This is a genomic window from Rhodococcus sp. KBW08 (genome assembly GCF_003852455.1).
In the GTDB taxonomy this organism is placed as follows: domain Bacteria; phylum Actinomycetota; class Actinomycetes; order Mycobacteriales; family Mycobacteriaceae; genus Rhodococcus_F; species Rhodococcus_F baikonurensis.
Map to the genome: position 1 here is coordinate 1 of NZ_QAJJ01000009.1, position 19495 is coordinate 19495.

The 19495-nt window shown below is 63.2% G+C and carries 18 protein-coding genes; 8 read left to right on the forward strand and 10 right to left on the reverse strand.

The features are described from left to right. Positions 1-373: 373 nt before the first annotated feature. On the forward strand, positions 374-871 hold the full coding sequence (locus DBV08_RS10740; protein WP_124567427.1) for a TetR/AcrR family transcriptional regulator: 498 nt from the start codon (positions 374-376) through the stop codon (positions 869-871). On the opposite strand, the gene DBV08_RS10745 is transcribed toward DBV08_RS10740, so the two are convergent. The 4 genes from DBV08_RS10745 to DBV08_RS10760 all read right to left on the reverse strand — a co-directional run bounded on the left by DBV08_RS10745 (position 868) and on the right by DBV08_RS10760 (position 5501). Beyond that, positions 868-2676, reverse strand: coding sequence for an ABC-F family ATP-binding cassette domain-containing protein (locus DBV08_RS10745; protein WP_003946255.1), 1809 nt, complete (start codon positions 2674-2676; stop codon positions 868-870). The two genes, DBV08_RS10740 and DBV08_RS10745, sit on opposite strands and share 4 nt — an antisense overlap. After that, the gene (locus DBV08_RS10750) at positions 2676-3611 is read right to left on the reverse strand and encodes a 4-(cytidine 5'-diphospho)-2-C-methyl-D-erythritol kinase (protein ID WP_095971028.1); all 936 of its coding nucleotides are present in this window, start codon (positions 3609-3611) and stop codon (positions 2676-2678) included. Before DBV08_RS10750 ends, DBV08_RS10745 begins: the two co-directional genes overlap by 1 nt. 93 nt (positions 3612-3704) lie before the next feature. Next, positions 3705-4481 (reverse strand): ABC transporter permease, encoded by a 777-nt coding sequence (locus DBV08_RS10755; RefSeq protein ID WP_124567428.1) that lies wholly within the window; start codon positions 4479-4481, stop codon positions 3705-3707. Positions 4482-4508: 27 nt separating this feature from the next. Next, entirely contained in the window at positions 4509-5501 is a 993-nt protein-coding gene (locus tag DBV08_RS10760) for an ATP-binding cassette domain-containing protein (protein WP_095971030.1), read from the reverse strand. A gap of 97 nt (positions 5502-5598) precedes the next feature. Here DBV08_RS10760 and DBV08_RS10765 point away from each other — a divergent pair, with 97 nt between their 5' ends. Beyond that, positions 5599-6567 (forward strand): YafY family protein, encoded by a 969-nt coding sequence (locus DBV08_RS10765; protein ID WP_124567429.1) that lies wholly within the window; start codon positions 5599-5601, stop codon positions 6565-6567. A 97-nt stretch (positions 6568-6664) separates the two neighbouring features. Here the strand turns inward: DBV08_RS10765 and DBV08_RS10770 are convergent, their stop codons facing one another. Next, complete coding sequence (locus DBV08_RS10770; RefSeq protein ID WP_003946232.1) at positions 6665-6868, reverse strand: cold-shock protein; 204 nt, start codon at positions 6866-6868, stop codon at positions 6665-6667. Positions 6869-7182: 314 nt separating this feature from the next. On the opposite strand from DBV08_RS10770, the gene DBV08_RS10775 reads away from it, so the two are divergent. Genes DBV08_RS10775 through DBV08_RS10785 form a run of 3 tightly spaced genes read left to right on the forward strand, consistent with a single transcriptional unit; the run spans position 7183 to position 10575 of the window. Beyond that, positions 7183-7392, forward strand: coding sequence for a heavy-metal-associated domain-containing protein (locus tag DBV08_RS10775; protein ID WP_124567430.1), 210 nt, complete (start codon positions 7183-7185; stop codon positions 7390-7392). A gap of 7 nt (positions 7393-7399) precedes the next feature. Continuing rightward, a complete protein-coding gene (locus DBV08_RS10780; RefSeq protein WP_095971033.1) occupies positions 7400-8314 on the forward strand; it encodes a hypothetical protein in 915 nt (304 codons plus the stop codon). Beyond that, a complete protein-coding gene (locus DBV08_RS10785) occupies positions 8314-10575 on the forward strand; it encodes a cation-translocating P-type ATPase (RefSeq protein ID WP_124567431.1) in 2262 nt (753 codons plus the stop codon). Before DBV08_RS10780 ends, DBV08_RS10785 begins: the two co-directional genes overlap by 1 nt. Positions 10576-10633: 58 nt before the next feature. Here DBV08_RS10785 and rsmA read toward each other — a convergent pair whose 3' ends face one another. The 3 genes from rsmA to DBV08_RS10800 are packed head-to-tail and all read right to left on the reverse strand — an operon-like array spanning position 10634 to position 13828. After that, on the reverse strand, positions 10634-11533 hold the full coding sequence (gene rsmA / locus DBV08_RS10790) for a 16S rRNA (adenine(1518)-N(6)/adenine(1519)-N(6))-dimethyltransferase RsmA (RefSeq protein WP_124567432.1): 900 nt from the start codon (positions 11531-11533) through the stop codon (positions 10634-10636). 9 nt (positions 11534-11542) lie between these two features. After that, positions 11543-12670 carry a resuscitation-promoting factor gene (locus DBV08_RS10795; protein ID WP_124567433.1) on the reverse strand — a complete coding sequence of 376 codons (1128 nt, stop codon included), beginning with the start codon at positions 12668-12670 and terminating at the stop codon, positions 11543-11545. Positions 12671-12703: 33 nt separating this feature from the next. Then, positions 12704-13828, reverse strand: a complete 1125-nt coding sequence (locus DBV08_RS10800; protein WP_095971036.1) for a resuscitation-promoting factor — start codon at positions 13826-13828, stop codon at positions 12704-12706. Positions 13829-14064: 236 nt separating this feature from the next. Here DBV08_RS10800 and DBV08_RS10805 point away from each other — a divergent pair, with 236 nt between their 5' ends. Both DBV08_RS10805 and DBV08_RS10810 read left to right on the forward strand, forming a co-directional pair. Further along, on the forward strand, positions 14065-15513 hold the full coding sequence (locus DBV08_RS10805) for an amino acid ABC transporter substrate-binding protein/permease (RefSeq protein WP_095971037.1): 1449 nt from the start codon (positions 14065-14067) through the stop codon (positions 15511-15513). Then, complete coding sequence (locus tag DBV08_RS10810; RefSeq protein ID WP_124567434.1) at positions 15510-16277, forward strand: amino acid ABC transporter ATP-binding protein; 768 nt, start codon at positions 15510-15512, stop codon at positions 16275-16277. The genes DBV08_RS10805 and DBV08_RS10810 overlap by 4 nt, the downstream gene beginning before the upstream one ends. A gap of 36 nt (positions 16278-16313) precedes the next feature. Here the strand turns inward: DBV08_RS10810 and DBV08_RS10815 are convergent, their stop codons facing one another. Then, on the reverse strand, positions 16314-16739 hold the full coding sequence (locus DBV08_RS10815) for a DUF6578 domain-containing protein (protein WP_124567435.1): 426 nt from the start codon (positions 16737-16739) through the stop codon (positions 16314-16316). 189 nt (positions 16740-16928) lie between these two features. After that, positions 16929-17756: a TatD family hydrolase gene (locus DBV08_RS10820; RefSeq protein WP_124567436.1), complete on the reverse strand. Its 828-nt coding sequence runs from the start codon at positions 17754-17756 to the stop codon at positions 16929-16931. Between the two features lie 21 nt (positions 17757-17777). Between DBV08_RS10820 and metG the strand changes: the two genes are divergently transcribed. Further along, positions 17778-19376 (forward strand): methionine--tRNA ligase, encoded by a 1599-nt coding sequence (gene metG, locus DBV08_RS10825; protein WP_095971041.1) that lies wholly within the window; start codon positions 17778-17780, stop codon positions 19374-19376. Positions 19377-19495: the final 119 nt, after the last annotated feature.

The following is a 19495-nucleotide window of genomic DNA, read 5'->3' on the forward strand; positions in this document are numbered from 1 at the left end:
ACACCATCCGCGACTGCAATTCGTGCCGGACACGCACCAGATCCAGAACCTCACCCTTGAGGTCCTCACCATCCAGCTGCCACGCATCCCGACCGTCCATACTCAAAGTCTAATCGAACACACTTTCGATAACCAGAGACATAACGGACAACTTCGAGAGCACGGAGACTCGAGACCTGTTGAAGTACATCACCATTCACCTAGTCGTCCAATATCACGCGATAGAAGACATACCCCGCGAAACATACAATCGCGACAACGCACAGCACGAGCAGGATGTCGAAAAAGACGACCATGCTTCACCCCCGATGAGTTCGACCCAGTTCAACAACTTCTCCACGTGGAGAAGAACGTATCACGGTATCTTCTCTGCGTGGAGAAATCGACGCGAGAAGCACTTCTGGACGCCGGGCTTGACCTGCTAGGTCGGGTGGGGTTTCGAGCATGGTCGATGAGAGGCGTCGAAGACGAGGCAGGCATGCCACACGGCAGCGCGCGGCACTACTTCGCGAACCAACGCGGACTGATCTCCGAAGTGGTGCAACACCTTTTGGACGGCGATCTCCCTCGACCGGGCGAGACGCCGAAGCAACAGGTAGCCCGATGGCTGGGCCCCGAATCCAGCCGCACCCGGGCACGTTACGAACTGGTCGTCGCAACATTCCACGATCCCGACCTCGCAGTGGAACTGGTGCGTGGTCGGGATCGGTTTGTCGACATCTTGGTCGAACGCGGCATGACCTCGTCCGATGCAACGGAGTTGGTCGCGGCGCTGGACGGCCTCGTTCTGGACGCACTGCTGCGCAGACAAGAACCGGAGACCGTGGACCCAGAGCGAATCTTCGAGAAGTTCGGGACGAAGCTCCCCTAGCCGTCCAGCTCCGCGAACAGCTCCATCCACTGCTCTTCGGCGGCTTCCTTGTCAGCGATGACCTGCTTGAGTTCGGCGCCGAGCTTCTGCAGCTTGTCCGGGTCGGTGGCCGCGTCGGCGAGGGAAGCGTGCAGCTTCTTCTCACGGTCGTCGAACTTCGCGATCGACCGCTCGAGCTTCGAAAGCTCCTTACGTGCAGCGCGATCCGCAGCGCCGTCGCGAACCTGCTTGCTCTTCGACGCACCGCTCGCGGTCGAAGCCACAGACGGATTGTCACCATCCCCCATCGCAGCACGTCGACGCAGGTAGTCCTCGATACCGCCGGGCAGGTTGGTGAGCTTGCGATCACCGAAGAGGGCCCAGGTGGTGTCACAGATGCGCTCGATCAGGTACCGGTCGTGCGAGATGACCACCATGGTGCCCGCCCAGCCGTCGAGCAGATCTTCGAGTTGCTGAAGCGTGTCGATGTCGAGATCGTTGGTGGGCTCGTCGAGAAGCAGAACGTTGGGCTCGGCCATGAGGACACGCGTCAACTGCAGACGGCGGCGCTCACCACCGGACAGATCACCGACGGGGGTACGCTGACGCGCCGGCGTGAAGCCCAGCCGCTCAGCAAGCTGACCGGCTGATACTTCCTTGTCCCCCAGCGTGATTCGCTCGGCTACGTCCTTGACCGCGTCGAGTACACGCATGTCGGTCGGCAGATCGTCGAGTTCCTGCTTGAGCCAACCGATGTGGACGGTCTGCCCCTGAATGCGCTTGCCTGCTGCCGGCTCGAGTTCACCGGCCAGTGTCCGCAGCAGAGTCGTCTTGCCCGAGCCGTTGACGCCGACCAGGCCGACACGCTCGCCCGGAGCAAGACGCCATGTCAGATCCTCGACGAGTACGCGGCCGTCGGGGGTCTCCAGACGCGCGTCCTCGAGTTCGATGACAACCTTGCCGAGTCGACGCTGGGCGAACGACGCAAGTGCCACCGCGTCACGAGGCGCCGGAACGTCGGCGATCAGGGCTTCCGCGGCTTCGATGCGGTACTTCGGCTTGGACGTACGGGCGGGAGCACCGCGGCGCAGCCATGCGAGTTCCTTGCGCGCAAGATTGCGTCGACGCTCTTCGGAGGCGTCGGCCTGACGCGAGCGCTCGGCGCGGGCGAACACCCAGTCGTTGTAGCCACCCTCGTAGCTTTCGACGCCGCCACCGACAACCTCCCAGGTGCGGGTGGCGACGGTATCGAGGAACCAGCGATCGTGGGTCACGACGACAAGCGCGCTGCGACGTGAAACGAGGTGCTCGGCCAACCACTGAACACCTTCGACGTCGAGGTGGTTGGTGGGCTCGTCGAGCACCAGCAGATCGAGGTCCTGAACGAGAGCCGCGGCCAATGCGACGCGGCGGCGCTCACCGCCGGACAGTCCGTCGACCTTGGCGTCCAATGCGGACCGCTCGCCGCCGGCGCCCAGGTTGTCGATACCGATTCCGGAGAGCACCGAACGGATGCGCGCGTCACCGGCCCACTCGTGCTGAGCTACCCCGAGCGGCCCCAGGACCACTTCACCGACCGTGGAGCCAGGAGGCAGTACTCCGCGCTGGGTCACGACGGCCATCCGCAATCCGCCTACGCGGCTGACGCGTCCCGAATCCGGCTGCTCCACACCCGCGAGGACTTCGAGCATCGTCGTCTTGCCGCCGCCGTTGAGGCCGACCACGCCGATGCGCTCGCCTTCCTCGACGCCCAGAGAGACCCCGTCGAGCAACGGCTTGACGCCGAACGACTTCGACACGTTTTCCAGATTGATCAGATTCGCCATCAGTGCTGTCCCTTTGCCGCATTGTCGAGTATTCGTGCTCCGGGAACGGGTCCGCTCGCCACGCGAACGGTGCGGCACACCCCCGCTCCAGCAAGTTCTGCGCTCACTTCCACCGCAGACTGTGCGTCCGCGCAGAGGAACGCGCATGTCGGTCCGGAGCCGGAGACGATCCCGGCCAAAGCTCCGGCCTCGACGCCCGCTCGCAGCGTCCGTCGTAGATCCGGGTTGAGTGAGAGCGCTGCCGCCTGCAGGTCGTTGCCGAGGAGCGGGGCGAGCAGATGAGCATCACCGGTGGTGAGCGCCTGAATCAAGGCGTCGGCGCTCCCCAACCGTTTCGGAGAACCTTCGGCCCGCAGCTTGTCCAGTTCTCGAAACACGACGGGCGTACTCAAGCCGCCCTTGGCCAGCGCCAATACCCAGTGAAAGGTATGGCGAGTCAAGACGGGGACAAGTTGTTCGCCGCGGCCGGTTCCGAGCGCGGTGCCACCGTGCAGGGAGAACGGAACGTCGCTCCCGAGCCGTGCCGCGAAGGCATCGAGATCAGGTCGCGAGAAGTCGAGCTTCCACAAAGAGTTGAGCGCAACCAACGCGGCGGCTGCGTCGGCGCTCCCGCCGGCCATTCCGCCCGCGACGGGAATGCCTTTCTCGATGACGATCTCAACATTCGGGGCCACTCCACCCTCGACGGCGAGCATCTCAGCGGCACGCCAGACGAGATTGGTGCGATCGGTAGGCACAGCCGCGGCGTCGTCGCCGATCACCCGCACGGTCAGGGTGTCGGCAGGCGCCACCGTGACCGTGTCTGCCAGCGACAATGCCTGAAACACCGTCGTCAGTTCGTGATAACCGTCGTCGCGCAGGTCCCCGACGGCAAGGTGGAGATTCACCTTTGACGGGGCCCGGACAACTACGGGGCGGGGAACGACGGAGAGCACAAGGAACAACAATAGGCGCTGCGAACACCTGGGCGAAAACCTGCGACCGGGGCGCCGTCCGCCGCGCCCCGTCCGACAGCCGACACACCCACGCTATTTCACCGCGCGCACACCTACGCCCAGACCGACGACCGCAACGCCCACAGCGGCCACTATTCCCGCCAGAACGCTGCCCGACGCGAAGTCACCGGCAAACAGTGCCCGCTCGGCGTCGACGACATAGCCCAGCGGATTGATGTTCACGAGGACCTTCATCCAACCCGGCGCATCGTCGAGCGGAAGCATGGTTCCGGACAAGATGAGGAGCGGGAACATCAGCGTCTGCTGAACGACCCAGAACATCCAATCCTGCTCCCGCACAGCCAGAGCGAGAGCATACGAGAGCGCACCGAGTCCGACGCCGAAAACTCCGAGCAGGACGATCCCGAGCGCGGCGCCCGCTGCGTTGACGTCCAACCCGAGTGGTAGCGCGACCAGGATGATCAGAATCGCCTGCGCGGCAAGCGGAACCATCTCCTTGCACGCCCTCCCGATCAGCAACGACGAGCGTCTGAGCGGAGTCACCAGCATGCGCTCGTGCGACCCCTGCTGCATCTCCATCAGAAGGTTGGAACCGGTCATCGTCGTTCCGAAGATCGCGATCATCACCAGTACACCGGGAATGAACCAATTCCACACGCCGTCACCGGTACCCGGGACCCCTTTGAGCAGAGGCCCGAACAACGCCAGCAGGATCAGCGGCTGAACGAGGCTGAAGATGACGCTGACCGGGTCACGCAACATCGGGCGCAGCTCACGGCCCATCACTATTGCGCTGTCTCGAACAATGTTGCCGTGCACGGTACGTGGGGCGTCGAGTGTGATTGTCATGGCAGATTCCTGTTCGTCGTAGTGGTTCTAGGAAGCGACTGCGGCGGCGCTCTCGCGCAGACTGCGGCCGGTGAGGGTGAGGAAGACGTCGTCGAGAGTCGGCCTGGTGATGTCGGCGGTGAGAGCGCGTGCACCGCGGGCATCCGCTTGACGCAACAACACCGGCAGCGTCGAATCACCCTCGCCCGCACGAATACTCACCACGTTTGCGTCGACGGCGACTTCACGAACGGTGACAAGTTGCTCGGCCACCGACGCTGCGACGCCGGCAGCCTCGGTGCTGTCGAAGGTGAGCAGAAGATGGTCTCCTGCAAGATCCGCTTTGAGTGCGGTAGCGGTGTTGTCGGCGATGACTGTGCCTTCGTCGATGACGATGACCCGCTCTGCCATCGAATCCGCTTCTTCGAGATAGTGCGTGGTCAGCACGATCGTGGTGCCCATCTCTCGCCGCAACCGGAGAATGTGGTCCCAGAGGTTGGCCCGACTCTGCGGGTCCATCCCCGTAGTGGGTTCGTCGAGGAACAGCAGTGGAGGGCGATGAACCAGACCCAGCGCAATATCGAGCCGCCGTCGCTGCCCGCCGGACAATGTGCTGACCTTTCGAGTGCCCAGATCGGTGAGTTCGAGATCACCCAGCAGCTCGTCGGCCCGGACCTGCGAGTCACCCTTCGACATTCCGTAGCACAGACCCTGCGTCACCAACTCGTCGCGAACCCGCTGGTTATGGCCGGCGCCGTTCCCCTGACCGACGTATCCGAGGCTGGAGCGCACTTCGTTTCGCGCCGCAGCGATGTCGAAGCCTGCGATCCGCGCACTTCCGGACGTGGGCTCGAGCAAGGTGGTCAGCATGCGCAACGTCGTCGATTTTCCGGCGCCGTTCGGTCCCAGCAAAGCAACCAACTCACCCTCCGCTACGTCGAGCGTGACCCCCTTGACGGCTTCCACGAGCTTCTTACCCTGGGCGAAGTGCTTGGTGAGCGCCTTCGTCTCGATCATCGGTCTGTCGTTTCCGCGACTCATGATGTGGCCCCAATTTCTTCTCGGCTGGTCGGATGTGGACCAACCTAGAATCAATTGCGGACTCATACGGTCCTAAATGTTTGGCAGACTTCCTTCCATGAAAGAGACATCGGCTCGCCTACTGCGGTTGCTGTCACTGCTCCAGACGCGTCGAGACTGGTCCGGTGCCGAACTCGCAGACAAGCTCGCGATCACCCCGCGCACAGTCCGCCGGGACGTGGACCGCCTCCGCGATCTCGGCTACCCGGTCGACGCGACGGTCGGCGTCGGCGGTGGATATCGCCTGGGAGCCGGTGCGGAAATGCCCCCGCTTCAGCTCGATGACGAGGAAGTGCTCGCGGTGGCGCTCTCTCTGCAGTCCGGGGCGACCGGATCCGTGGTCGGCATCGGCGAGGCTTCGATGCGCGCGCTCGCGAAATTACGACAGATCATGCCGTCGAGACTGCGGCACCGTCTGGAGTCCCTGTCGATCGACGTGGTGCCGCGAGAGCCGGCAGCGAGCGCAGTCGACGCGTCGGTCCTGTCCGCCATCGCGTCGGTGTGCCACAACCACGAACGCCTGAGGTTCGACTACAGCACGCACGACGGGACGCAGAGTCGGCGCGAGGTGGAACCGTACCGACTCGTGAGGTCGGGAGTTCGGTGGTACCTGGTGGCCTGGGATCTCGCTCGCGAAGACTGGCGGTCGTTTCGCGTCGACAGAATGGAACCCAAGATCCCTACCGGTCCACGATTCACGCCCCGGGACCTACCGGCCGGGGGCGCAGCAGACTTCGTCTCGCGCGGTGTTGCTCGTGCCTATTCCTCCACGCGCGCAACAGTTCTACTGCATGCACCCATCGAGCAGATTGCACCCATGGTCAGTGAACAGTGGGGATCAGTGGAGTCCACCGACGAAGGCCGTTGCGTCATAGTGCTTTCGGGAACTTCCCTGCGGTCGATCGCACAGTGGCTCAGGGCCTTCGACGCCGATTTCACGGTGGTGAATCCACCTGAACTCCGCGAGGAATGTCGCACGATCGCGGCGGAAACAGCAGTAGCCGCTCAGCGGTATCTCAATGCATGACAGCACTTTTCGCGCAAAATACAACAAGACCCCAACTCCGAAGAGCTGGGGTCTTGTCAGTACGTCATGCGTCGGTTGCCCGACTTACATGGACGTCTTAGACGATGGTAACGCCGGTGGCCTGCGGGCCCTTGTTGCCCTGACCGATCTCGAACGCCACGCGCTGGTTCTCCTCGAGAGTGCGGAAGCCGCCACTCTGGATCTCGGAGTAGTGAACGAAGACGTCAGCACTACCGTCTTCGGGAGCGATGAAGCCGAACCCCTTCTCGGAGTTGAACCACTTCACGATGCCCTCTGCCATGTAAATCTCCTCTAACACAGTGTCAACAGGCAGTCGCTTCGACCGCCCGGGTCACTTACTACGACCGTTCTGAGACAAATCCGTGGAGGATGTCCAAACGCTCGCAACCTAACCATTTGCGAGCGTGGAAACACAAACACAAACACTTACGACCAACACAAGTAGACCACACATCCGCCCTGTTGTCTTCCCTGAGGCCTTCGTCACTGCCCAAGCCGTTGACAGGTATACCCCCTGGGGGTACCTTCAGATGCAGAGCGATACCTACACCGGGTATCCGTAAAATGAGTTTTCCACAACCGAAAGGATCTGCGATGACCACCGCCGAATACACCGTTTCCGGAATGACCTGCGGACACTGCGTCGGATCCGTCAAGGAAGAGATCGGCAACATCGCGGGTGTCACCGAGGTGGATGTCGAATTGGCGAGCGGACGCGTCGTCGTCACCAGCGATGCTCCCGTCTCCGCAGCCGACGTCGTCGCAGCAGTCGACGAAGCCGGCTACACAGTCGTACCAAGCTGAGTCAGCCGTGCGCACCTCGACAACACTTGCCGCCTACGCCGTAGGGTTGGTCGCCGTCTTCGGCGCCGCTCTCGGCGTGGGGGCCGCAATCGGAAGCCCGATAGACATGTCCACCACCCAGCACAGCACCCACGAATCAACCACCGAATCGATGCCAGGCATGGATTCCGCAACACCTGCAGGACTCGAAGTCTCCTCCGGCGGATACACACTCACCGAAGTGACCGCACCCGGTCGGGCCGGGGAGCAGGGAACGTTGGCATTCCGGATTCTCGACGGCAACAACGCACCCGTCGTCGATTTCGATCTCCTGCACGAGAAGAAGCTCCACCTCATCGTCGTCCGAAACGACACGAGCGAATTTCGCCACGTACATCCTTCACTCGCCGCTGACGGCACCTGGTCGATCGACTGGACCTGGCCCGTCGCCGGCACCTACCGGGTGTTCGCGGACTTCGATCCCACCGACGGCACCCAACTGACACTCGGCCGAAACTTCGACGTGGCAGGCGAATTCACTCCTGCGCCGTTGCCGGCGAAGAGCGCGACCGCAACTGTCGACGGATACACCGTGACTCTCGACGGTGATCTGAGCACTGCCGGCGGCCCGATCACGCTGAGCGTTGCTCGCGACGGAGCCCCGGTCACCGATCTCGACCCGTACCTCGGCGCCTACGGTCACCTTGTGGCTCTGCGCACCGGCGACCTCGCCTATCTGCACGTCCACCCCGAGGGTGAGCCGGGCGACGGCGTCACAGCTCCTGGTCCGGACATTTCCTTCCACGCGCAGGCGCCGAGCGAAGGCACCTACCGACTGTTCCTCGACTTCCAGCACAAGGGTGTGGTTCGCACCGCCGAATTCACCGTTGATGCAGGCACTTCCACAGCTTCAGTTCCAGACAATCACGAGGGAGGGCACTGATGACGTCACCGACTGCGGTCGACAATGCTGCCAACTCGAGCAGCGTCGAACTCGCGATCACCGGGATGACCTGCGCCTCCTGCGCGTCACGAATCGAGAAGAAACTCAACAAGATCGACGGCGTCACGGCCACCGTCAACTACGCGACGGAAAAGGCCAAGGTCACCTTCCCGGACGGGGTACCCGTCGAGGAGTTGGTGGCTGCCGTCGAGAACGCCGGCTACGCCGCCGCGCTCCCCAAGCCGCCCAGCTCGACTGACACCGTCGACCCGGATGCGGAAACACCGCAGGATCGCGATCTGCGCGAGCTTCGCGCGCGCCTGATCATCTCGACCCTTCTCTCCGTCCCGGTCATCGCGATGGCGATGATTCCCGCGCTCCAGTTCGACAACTGGCAGTGGCTCTCCCTCACGCTGGCCGCACCGGTCATCGTGTGGGCAGCCCTGCCCTTCCACCGGGCCGCATGGGTCAACCTGCGTCACGGCGCCGCCACGATGGACACGCTCATCTCCCTGGGCACCATCTCGGCATTCATCTGGTCCCTCTACGCACTGTTCTTCGGCACCGCGGGCGAAGCGGGGATGAAACACGCCTTCAGACTCACGGTCGACCGGATGGACGGCAGCGCCAACATCTACCTCGAGGTTGCCGCGGGCGTCATCACGTTCGTGCTGGCCGGACGCTACTTCGAGCACAAGTCCAAGCGCACGTCCGGGGCCGCACTACGCGCGCTCATGGAACTCGGCGCGAAAGACGTCGCGGTATTGCGAAATGGTGTGGAAGTACGAATCCCCGCCGAAGAACTGACAGCGGGCGACTCCTTCATCGTTCGGCCCGGCGAAAAGATCGCCACCGACGGCATCATCGTCGAAGGCCACTCAGCCGTCGACATGAGCATGTTGACCGGCGAATCCGTGCCGGAGGAAGTCGGTGTCGGGGACACTGTCGTCGGCGCAACCGTCAACGTCGGCGGAACCTTGACCGTCGAGGCAACCCGCGTCGGGAGCGACACCCAACTCGCCCAGATGGCGGCACTGGTCGAAGACGCACAGAACGGCAAGGCCGAAGTTCAGCGCCTCGCCGATCGAATCGCCGGCATCTTCGTACCGGTCGTCATCGCGATTGCCGTTGCGACCCTGGGCTACTGGCTCGGCACCGGCAACCCCATCGAGATGGCCTTCACCGCTGCTGTCGCCGTGCTGATCATCGCGTGCCCGTGTGCCCTCGGATTGGCAACGCCCACAGCCCTGTTGGTGGGCACCGGCCGCGGAGCCCAGATGGGAATCCTGATCAAGGGTCCCGAGGTACTCGAATCGACCCGGGCAGTCGACACCGTCGTGCTCGACAAGACGGGAACCGTCACCACCGGTCAAATGACATTGCTCGACACCGTGGTCGGCGAAGGTACAACCGTCGACGAGGTGCTTCGGCTGGCCGGCGCCCTCGAACATCGCTCCGAGCACCCCATCGCAGCAGCAATCGCGAAGGGCGCGACCGAAGTCGTGGGCGAGTTGCCTCCGGTCGAGGACTTCGTGAACGTCGCCGGACGCGGCGTGCAGGGAATGGTCGACGGTCATGCCGTCGTCGCCGGCCGAGACGCACTGCTGGCCGACTGGTCGATGCCGTTGCCGGAAAATCTCCGTGAGGCGAAAGCTGAAGCAGAGAAGGCCGGGCGGACCGCAATCGCGGTGGGCTGGGACGGCCAGGCGCGCGGCGTCCTCGTGATCGCCGACGCGGTCAAGGACACAAGTGCCGAAGCAATCGCGCAGTTGAAGGCACTCGGCCTGGAACCGGTCCTGCTGACCGGCGACAACGCCACTGTTGCCCGCACCGTGGCGGATCAGGTCGGGATCAGCACCGTCTTCGCCGAGGTCATGCCGGCCGACAAGGTCGACGCCGTCAAGAAACTGCAGGCGGAAGGACGCGTCGTGGCCATGGTCGGCGACGGCGTGAACGACGCGGCAGCCCTCGCTCAGGCAGATCTGGGTCTGGCAATGGGCACGGGCACCGACGTTGCAATCGAGGCCAGCGACATCACCCTGGTGCGCGGTGACCTGCGGTCGGCAGCCGATGCAATTCGGCTGTCCCGCAAGACGCTCAAGACCATCAAGGGCAACCTGTTCTGGGCCTTCGCCTACAACACGGCTGCGATCCCGCTGGCCGCGGCCGGCCTACTCAACCCGATGCTCGCCGGTGCCGCAATGGCATTCAGCAGTGTGTTCGTGGTGAGCAACAGCCTGAGGTTGCGGCGGTTCAAATAGGGGGCAAGCCCCCTGTGCGCGGTTAGGGAGTCCCTGCACTCCTTAACCGCGCACGGGGCTATTCGCCTCCAGCCAGCCGAACGAAGGCTGCTGCGTCGAGCATCTCACCACGCGTCTGTGGCTCGATACCGGCAGCGAGGAGCCGTCGTTCGGCCTCGGCGGGCGAACCTGCCCAACCACTGAGCGCGGCACGCAAAGTCTTGCGGCGCTGTGCGAATGCGGCGTCGATAGCCGCGAAAACCTGCTTGCGATGCTTCTCGTCCATCGGCCACGGCGGCTCCGCGTACCGGTCGATACGAACCAGACCGGATTCGACCTTGGGCACCGGCCAGAAGACGTTGCGTCCGACGGCACCGGCGCGGCGAACCTCGCCGAAGAAGTTGGCCTTGACGCTGGGAACACCGTAGATCTTGCTCCCCGGATCAGCCGCCAGGCGATCGGCGACCTCGGCCTGCACCATCACGAGTGCGGTCCGCAAACTCGGCAACGAAGCGAACAGGTGCAGCAACACCGGCACCGCGACGTTATACGGCAGGTTCGCGACCAGCGCGGTCGGCTCGCCGGGAATCTGCGCAGGCAACACACGCATCGCGTCCGCTTCGACGACGGTCAGGCGATCGGCCAACTCCGGCGCTCGCTCGGCCACCGTCTTCGGCAGGCGAGCCGCGAGGTTGGGATCGATCTCGACTGCGATGACCCGATCGACCACGTCCATCAGCGCCATCGTCAGCGAACCGAGACCAGGCCCTACCTCGAGAACGACGTCGTCACGTGTGACGCCTGCCGTGGTGACGATGCGCCGCACGGTATTGGCGTCGTGAACGAAGTTCTGCCCCAACTGTTTCGTGGGCCGGACACCGAATTCCTCGGCAAGAGCGCGCACCTCGACCGGACCGAGCAGGGCTGCCTGCCCGCGCGGAGTAGCGATGGGTTCGTTCGATTGTTCGGCGTCTGACACCAGTAGAACTTATCCCAGTCCGAGGCGACCCGAGCACGACGGCCATGCGCCCCAGCCCTGAGTGCGCTGCGTTTGCGTCGCGATCGCGATCTGCTCTTCACGGGTTGCGAGGTCGGCACGAGGCGCATACTTCAACCCGCCCTGCCGTTCCCAGGTGTTCTGATCGAACTGCACGCCGCCGTAGAAACCGTTGCCGGTGTTGATAGCCCAGTTGCCGGTGGCTTCGCACTGTGCAAGCGCATCCCACGTCGCACCGTTCTCCACCGGCGGCACCTCGGTGCCCGGCTTCGTTCCGACACGCACGACCTTCGGCTGCGCCGGTGTGGCGATCGTCTCCGATACCTGTGTACGTCCGGCCTCGACACCGTTGACGAGATTCACGGCGAACGTCACGTCACGCACGCCTGGAACCCCCGGGTTCTCGACGATCGTCCGGCTCTGGTTCATCGTCGGATCCTCGATGCGCTGATCCGGCGGATCGAGCGGCAAGGTCTCGACTTTGTTCACGGTGCGGTTGCGCGTAACCGTGACCTCGAGGCCCTCGGTCAGCGGAGCGTCGGCAGCCGGAACCACGGTGTCCGACTGCTCGAGCGGGGTGCCGTTGGCGGTGAGGAACTCCCCGACCGTGGGCGCCGCGATACGCACGTCTGCTGCTGCGTTTGCGCCGTCGACCAGTTTTGCGACGACCGGTGTCAGGACATCGAGAGCAGCGCCGTCGAGCGGAAGACGCTGCGAGCGCGACGCCGACACGTGCACATCCGCCGCGACGTCCAACTGCTCGAGCGCATCGTCAACGGTCAAGGCAGTGGTCCAGAGCTTCTGCGGCTGACCGTCGACCGTCAGCGTGATCTCACGAGCGCGACGGAGCACTACGGTGTCGCCGTCGGACAGTGACGCGTCGGCCGCGGGAGCAACTGCGTCCTTGTCACCGATCGGGTAACCCGCATCCTCGAGAGCGCCGTCGACGTTGGTCGACATGGTGCTCAGGCGGATCTGTTCACCGTCGACGTCGAGGGTGATGGTCTTGTGCCGGACGACGGCCAGAACGCCACCCACGAGAACCGTCAGGAGAAGCGCGGCGATCACCGAGTACAACAACGGCGACCTGGTCGAGTTGATCTTGGCGAACGGTGACATGGGTTCCTGAGTTCTGTGTGGAGTGAGGCCGCGTCAGCGCAGGCCCAATTTGCTGGTGCAGGACGGCCACGCACCCCAGCCCTGACCGGCGCGGACCTTCTCGCCGATCGCGATCTGCTGTTCACGTGATGCGAGGTCGGCGCGAGCTGCGTACTGACCGCCGCCGAATGCTTCCCAGGTGCTCTGGGTGAACTGAAGTCCTCCGTAGAAACCGTTGCCCGTGTTGATGGCCCAGTTTCCGGTCGCTTCACACTGCGCAATGGAGTCCCACGTCGACGCGTTGGAAACGGCAGGAGCGGAAGCCTGCTTGGTACCGACCTTCACCACTGCTGCGACGGGTTCCTTGATCACGGTCGCGGACAGTTCGGTTCGCCCGGCCTCGACGCCGTTGACGGTCTTGACCTCGACGGTGGCCGTGCGCTCACCCGGAACACCCGGGTTCTCGACGACGGTCTTGTCCTTCTCGAGCTCGGGGTCTTCGACCTTGTTCTCCGGCGGCGCGATCGGCTGCGTCTCGACGCGGGTGTCCGTGCGATCGCGGGTGACCTGGATGGTCAGGCCGTTGGTAACGGGTGTGTCAGCGGTGGGAACAACCGAGTCGGCCTGCTCGAGCGGCGCATTCTTGGCCGCGAGAAGATCACCGACGGTCACGGCGGCGAGCTTGATCTCCGCCGCGGGAGCGCCACCGTCGCTGACGCTGACGGTCTTCGGGCTGACGACGTCGAGCTCGGTACGTTCGAGTGGCAGACGATGCGAGCGCGAAGCCGAGACTGCGAAGTCGTCGGAAACATCGACCTGCTTGAGTGCCTCGTCGACCGTCAATGCGGTGGTCCAGATTGTGGTCGGCTGACCGTCGACGGTCAGAGCCAACTCACGGGCACGGCGCAAAACGACGGTATCGCCGTCGGACAGGGAGGAATCGGCGCTGGGTGCGAGAGCGTCCTTGGGATCGACCGGGTATCCGGCGTCCTCGAGGGCGGTACCGACGCTGCTCGACATCGTGGACAGCGAGATCATGTCGCCGTCGACGTCAAGGGTGATCGTCTTGTGCCGAACCACGGCGAGCGCACCTCCGACGATGAGCGTCAGAAGCAACGCACCCACCACTGAATAGAGAAGTGGTGACTTCGTGGAGTTGATCTTGGCAAAAGGCGACACAGGAAATCCCAAGGCAGACGACGTTCGATCACAATACGGTAACGACCGAGCGTTGCATCGGCAACCAAATCACAACGAAATGCGACTTTTGTCACGGAACGGCAACGGCGTGTCGTGTGTTCTGCACTTTCCCGCTCCGATACCCGTGTATCGATTCAGCTCTGGGCGCAGTATGTTCTCGTCTGGTTCAAAGCAGTCCGGCGATCCCGGGCGCGACAGAAGAAAGCTGGGCGATAGTGCGAAGAAGATTCGACAGACCACGTAATGCCAGGTGGCCGATCCTGGCCATCCTGCTGGCGCTGATCGCAGCGCTGTTCGCCCCAGGAATAGCGAGCGCGCAACCCGGACGCACCTACACGATCGCCACCGATCTGACATTCGCCCCGTTCGAATTCGAGAACGAAGACGGCAAACTCGTCGGCATCGACATCGACCTGCTCAACGCGATCGCCGAGGATCAAGGTTTCAAGGTCGACATCAAGCAGCTCGGCTTCGACGCTGCGCTTCAGGCCGTGCAGGCGGGACAGGCCGACGGCGTCATCGCCGGCATGTCCATCACCGACGCCCGCAAGCAGGTGTTCGACTTCTCCGACCCGTACTTCGAGTCCGGCGTCCAGATGGCAGTTCTCGAGACCGACAACGACGTGAAGTCGTACGAAGACCTGAAAGGCAAGCGCGTCGCCGTCAAGAACGGCACCGAGGGCGCCAGCTTCGCAGAGTCCATCAAGGACCAATACGGCTTCACCACAGTCTATTTCGCCGACTCCGCCAGCATGTACGACGAGGTCCGCACCGGAAACTCCGTCGCAGTCTTCGACGACTACCCCGTCCTCGCCTACGGCATCACCCAGGGCAACGGCCTCAAGACGGTCACCGAAAAAGAGGTGGGCGCGAGCTACGGCTTCGCAGTCAACAAGGGCCAGAACGCCGAACTGCTCCAGATGTTCAACGCCGGTCTGCAGAACCTGCGCGACGACGGCCAGTACGACGAGATCGTCTCGACCTACCTCGGCCAGGGCGCATCGACGTCGGACAACTCGATCATCGGCTTGATCAAGAGCACCTACCCCCAACTCCTCAAAGGTCTGTGGCTGACGATCGTTCTCTCGGTCGTCTCGATCGCGATCGCTCTGGTTCTCGGTGCGATCTTCGGCCTCTGCCGCGTATCGACCAACGTGTTCGTCCGCGGAATAGGCACGACCTACGTCGACATCTTCCGCGGCACACCGCTGTTGGTGCAGGCATTCTTCATCTACTTCGGCATCCCGGCAGCCCTGCATTTCCAGATGTCCGCCTTCACCGCAGGCATCATCACGCTCTCACTCAACGCCGGCGCGTACATGGCTGAAATCGTCCGCGGCGGCATCCTGTCCGTCGACAAGGGACAGATGGAAGCGTCACGAAGCCTGGGCATCAGCTACATGAAGTCGATGCGAAAAGTCATCATGCCGCAGGCAATTCGCACGATGATCCCGTCGTACATCAACCAGTTCGTCATCACCCTCAAGGACACGTCGATCCTGTCGGTCATCGGACTCGCCGAGCTCACTCAGACAGGGCGCATCATCATCGCGCGCAACTTCCAGTCGTTCAACATGTGGCTGATCATCGGCGTCATGTACTTCATCATCATCATGGCGCTCACCAAGCTGTCGAACCGCCTCGAGAAGAGGATCAACAAGTGACCGAAACAGCCGTCAACATGGGCAAGTCAGACACCGAGGTCAAGATTTCGGTCAAGGGACTGAAGAAGTCCTTCGGCGACAACGAGGTTCTCAAAGGCCTCGACGTCGACATCAAGAGCGGTGAAGTGGTCTGCGTCATCGGACCATCCGGTTCGGGCAAGTCCACCTTCCTGCGCTGCCTCAACCGCCTCGAAGACATCACCGCCGGATCCGTGCGCGTCGACCAGTTCGACCTCACGAACAAGGACGTCGACATCGACAAGGTTCGCCAGCACATCGGGATGGTGTTCCAGCACTTCAACCTGTTCCCCCACATGAGCGTCGTCGAAAACGTGATGCTCGCTCCGGTACAGACCGGGCGATCGACCAAGGAACAGGCCCGCGAAATCGCCGTCAAACTGCTCGGCCAGGTCGGCCTCGCAGAGAAGGCAGATGCCAAGCCCGCCAGCCTGTCCGGTGGGCAGAAGCAACGTGTCGCCATCGCCCGCGCGCTGGCCATGAGCCCGGATATCATGCTGTTCGACGAGGCCACCAGCGCCCTCGACCCGGAGATGGTGGGTGAGGTTCTGCAGGTGCTGCGCGACCTCGCCGAGCAGGGCATGACCATGGTCGTCGTGACCCACGAGATGGGCTTCGCCCGTGAGGTTTCCGATCGCGTCATCTTCATGGCCGACGGATACATCGTCGAAGAAGGTAAGCCGGAGAGCCTGTTCGGCAATCCCCAGCAGCAGCGCACCCAGGACTTCCTGGCGAAGGTTCTCTAGGGCCAGGCCCCCTGTGCGCCTTTTCGGTAGTGGGGACTACCGGAAAGGCGCACGGGTGGTGGCCAATTCGACGACCAACCCGGTCTCCATCCGATTTTGCGGCTCGAAGTCGAAGTCGCCGAACCTGCGGAACCACCGAGGACTGGCGTCGACCCTTCGATATGTCTCGCTGTCTTCGACGGGTAACCACATCTTCGGGTTTCCGACTTCCACGTAGCTGGTGGTCTCCACCAGAATCCCGAGGACTACGCCGGCGGTCTGGACTCCTGATGCCGGCATCCCGCCGTGAACCCAACCGTCGAACTCGTCGACCCGCGATCGCGGTGTCAATGTCCACGAGCATGGTTCACCGACTACAGGAAACGGACCGCAGCACTCGACTTCGACCGCGTCGACATGAACGCTGACGATCTGGACTGAAGAGTCGACCGGCGTCGGCTCAGCGAAGCTGTGCGCCTTCATTCCCTCCCGGGATTCGAGAAATTCGCCGCGCTCGAGCCGGATCGCGAGGACTGCTCGGCTGTGTGTTCGACGTCGTCGGGATAGACATCGGAGGGATAGATGGAGTCATTCATCTGAATACTCCGCGCAGTAGACGAACCGGAACACGACGGTCCCGGGCGCGGAGTTACCTGTCAGACCACAATAGCGTCAGAGCTTGTACACGCGCTCCGCTGTCGCCGTGGACGCTGCGGCCAGCGCCTGCGGATCCTCGCCGCGGATGTCCGCGAGTGCGCGCACCGTGTACGGCAGGCAGTACGACTCGTTGGGGGCGCCGCGGAACGGGTGCGGCGTCAAGAACGGCGCGTCCGTCTCGACGATCAGCTGATCCGAGGGCACCAACAGCGCGGCCTCACGCAGCGCCTTCGCATTCTTGAAACTCACGGTCCCCGAGAAACTCAACACGTAGCCCGCGTCGATGCATGCACGGGCCATCTCCGAATCGGAGGAGAAGCAGTGGAAGACCACGGTCTCCGGCGCGCCTTCCTCGTGCAGCACCCGCAGCAAATCCTGATCGGCTTCGCGATTGTGAATCATCAGCGTCTTACCGAGACGCTTCGCCAGATCGATGTGCCACCGGAAACCGTCGACCTGCTCCTCGATGGTGGCGCACCCCTCGAGCTTGCCGGGCCAGTAGAGGTCGAGCCCCGTCTCCCCCACTGCAACGACTCGTGGATCGGCCGCCAACCGCTCGATCTCGGCTCGCGTGCCGGCATCGAGAACGTTTGCCCTGGTCGGATGGATTGCGACGGCTGCGTAGACTCTCGAATCCCAATGAGCCGCTTCGACTGCAAATCGCGCGGCATCAAGGTCGTCGGCCACCGTGACGACTCGTCCGACGCCGACGGCCTCGGCTCGATCGACTATTTCGGCCACGGTCGCAGCATCGTGCGCACCACACGCGTCGAGGTGCGTATGGGCGTCGATCAGAGGCGACAAGGGCTCAGGGGCATCGGGGGCGGGACGGTCTTTGCTCACGCCCGATAGAGTAAGCGCACCATGACTGTGCCTGCCTCACCCTCCCAGACCCCGCGCCCGGACTCCGCCGCCCAGGAAGGCGCGGAACGACCGCCGTTCTACATCACGACAGCGATCGCGTATCCCAACGGCGCTCCGCACATCGGCCACGCGTACGAGTACATCTCCTCGGACGCGCTCGCCCGCTTCAAGCGGTTGGACGGACATGAAGTGTTCTTCATGACCGGCACCGACGAGCACGGTCTGAAGATGCAGCAGACAGCGATCAAAGAGGGCATCGACGTCCGCGAACTCGCGGCCCGGAACTCCGACGTGTTCCAGAACCTCGACAAGGTCCTGAACATCTCGTACGACCGGTTCATCCGCACCACCGACGCGGATCATCAGGTGGCCAGCAAGGCGATCTGGGAGAAGATGGCCGCATCGGGCGACATCTACCTCGACACGTACTCGGGGTGGTACTCGGTTCGTGACGAGGCTTTCTACACCGAAGCCGAGACCACACTGCTGGAGGACGGCACACGTCAGTCCACCGAGACCGGCACGCCCGTGGAGTGGACCGAGGAGTCGAACTACACCTTCCGACTCTCGGCATACGAGGACCGCCTCCTCGCGCTGTACGAAGAGCACCCCGAATTCATCGCCCCCACGACGCGCCGCAACGAGATCGTCAGCTTCGTCAAGGGCGGCCTCAAGGACCTGTCGATCTCACGCACCACGTTCGACTGGGGCGTCGAGGTTCCCGGCGACTCCGACCACGTCATGTACGTCTGGGTCGACGCGCTCACCAACTACCTGACCGGCGTGGGTTACCCGAACGTCGACTCGGCGGAGTTCGAGAAGTTCTGGCCCGCGAGCCTGCACATCATCGGCAAGGACATCACGCGGTTCCACACCGTGTACTGGCCGGCGTTCCTCATGTCTGCGGGCATCGAACTACCGGAGCGGGTCTTCGTCCACGGGTTCTTGTACAACAAGGGCGAGAAGATGTCGAAGTCCGTCGGCAACGTCGTCGACCCCATCGCGATGGTCGATCAGTACGGCCTCGACGCGGTCCGTTTCTTCCTGCTCCGCGAGATTTCGTACGGCCAGGACGGCAGCTACAGCCACGAAGCAATCGTGACACGTATGAACGCAGACCTGTCCAATGAACTGGGCAACCTCGCGCAGCGTTCACTGACGATGGTCGCGAAGAACTGCGACGCCCAGGTCCCCACCCCCGGCGAGTTCACCGAGGACGACCTGGCGATGCTGGCGTCGGCGGACGCCTTGCTTGCCAAGTGCCGCAGCGAGTTCGACGTGCAGGCTCTGCACCTCGCGTTGGAAGCCATCTGGGGCGTTCTCGGCGAGACCAACCGGTACTTCTCCAAGCAGGAACCGTGGGTTCTACGCAAGACCGATCCGGCACGCATGGCGACGGTTCTGTACGTGACGCTCGAAGTGGTCCGCATTGTCGGGCTTCTCGTTCAGCCGGTGATGCCCGACGCTGCGTCGCGAATCCTCGATCTGCTCGGCCAGAGCGAAGAGAACCGTCAGTTCGCCGACATTGCGGTTCGCATCGACGCGAACCGGAAACTACCTGCTCCGGCGCCAGTTTTTCCCCGCTTCGTCGAAGAATGAGCTAGGCGAGAGTGCCGCACGTGGGGTCCGAGATATCCGGTTACAGGCGGATGTGTCGGACCCCACGTGCACACTCCAGCCATGACGACGAATAGAACATACATTCGAACCAGCGCTTC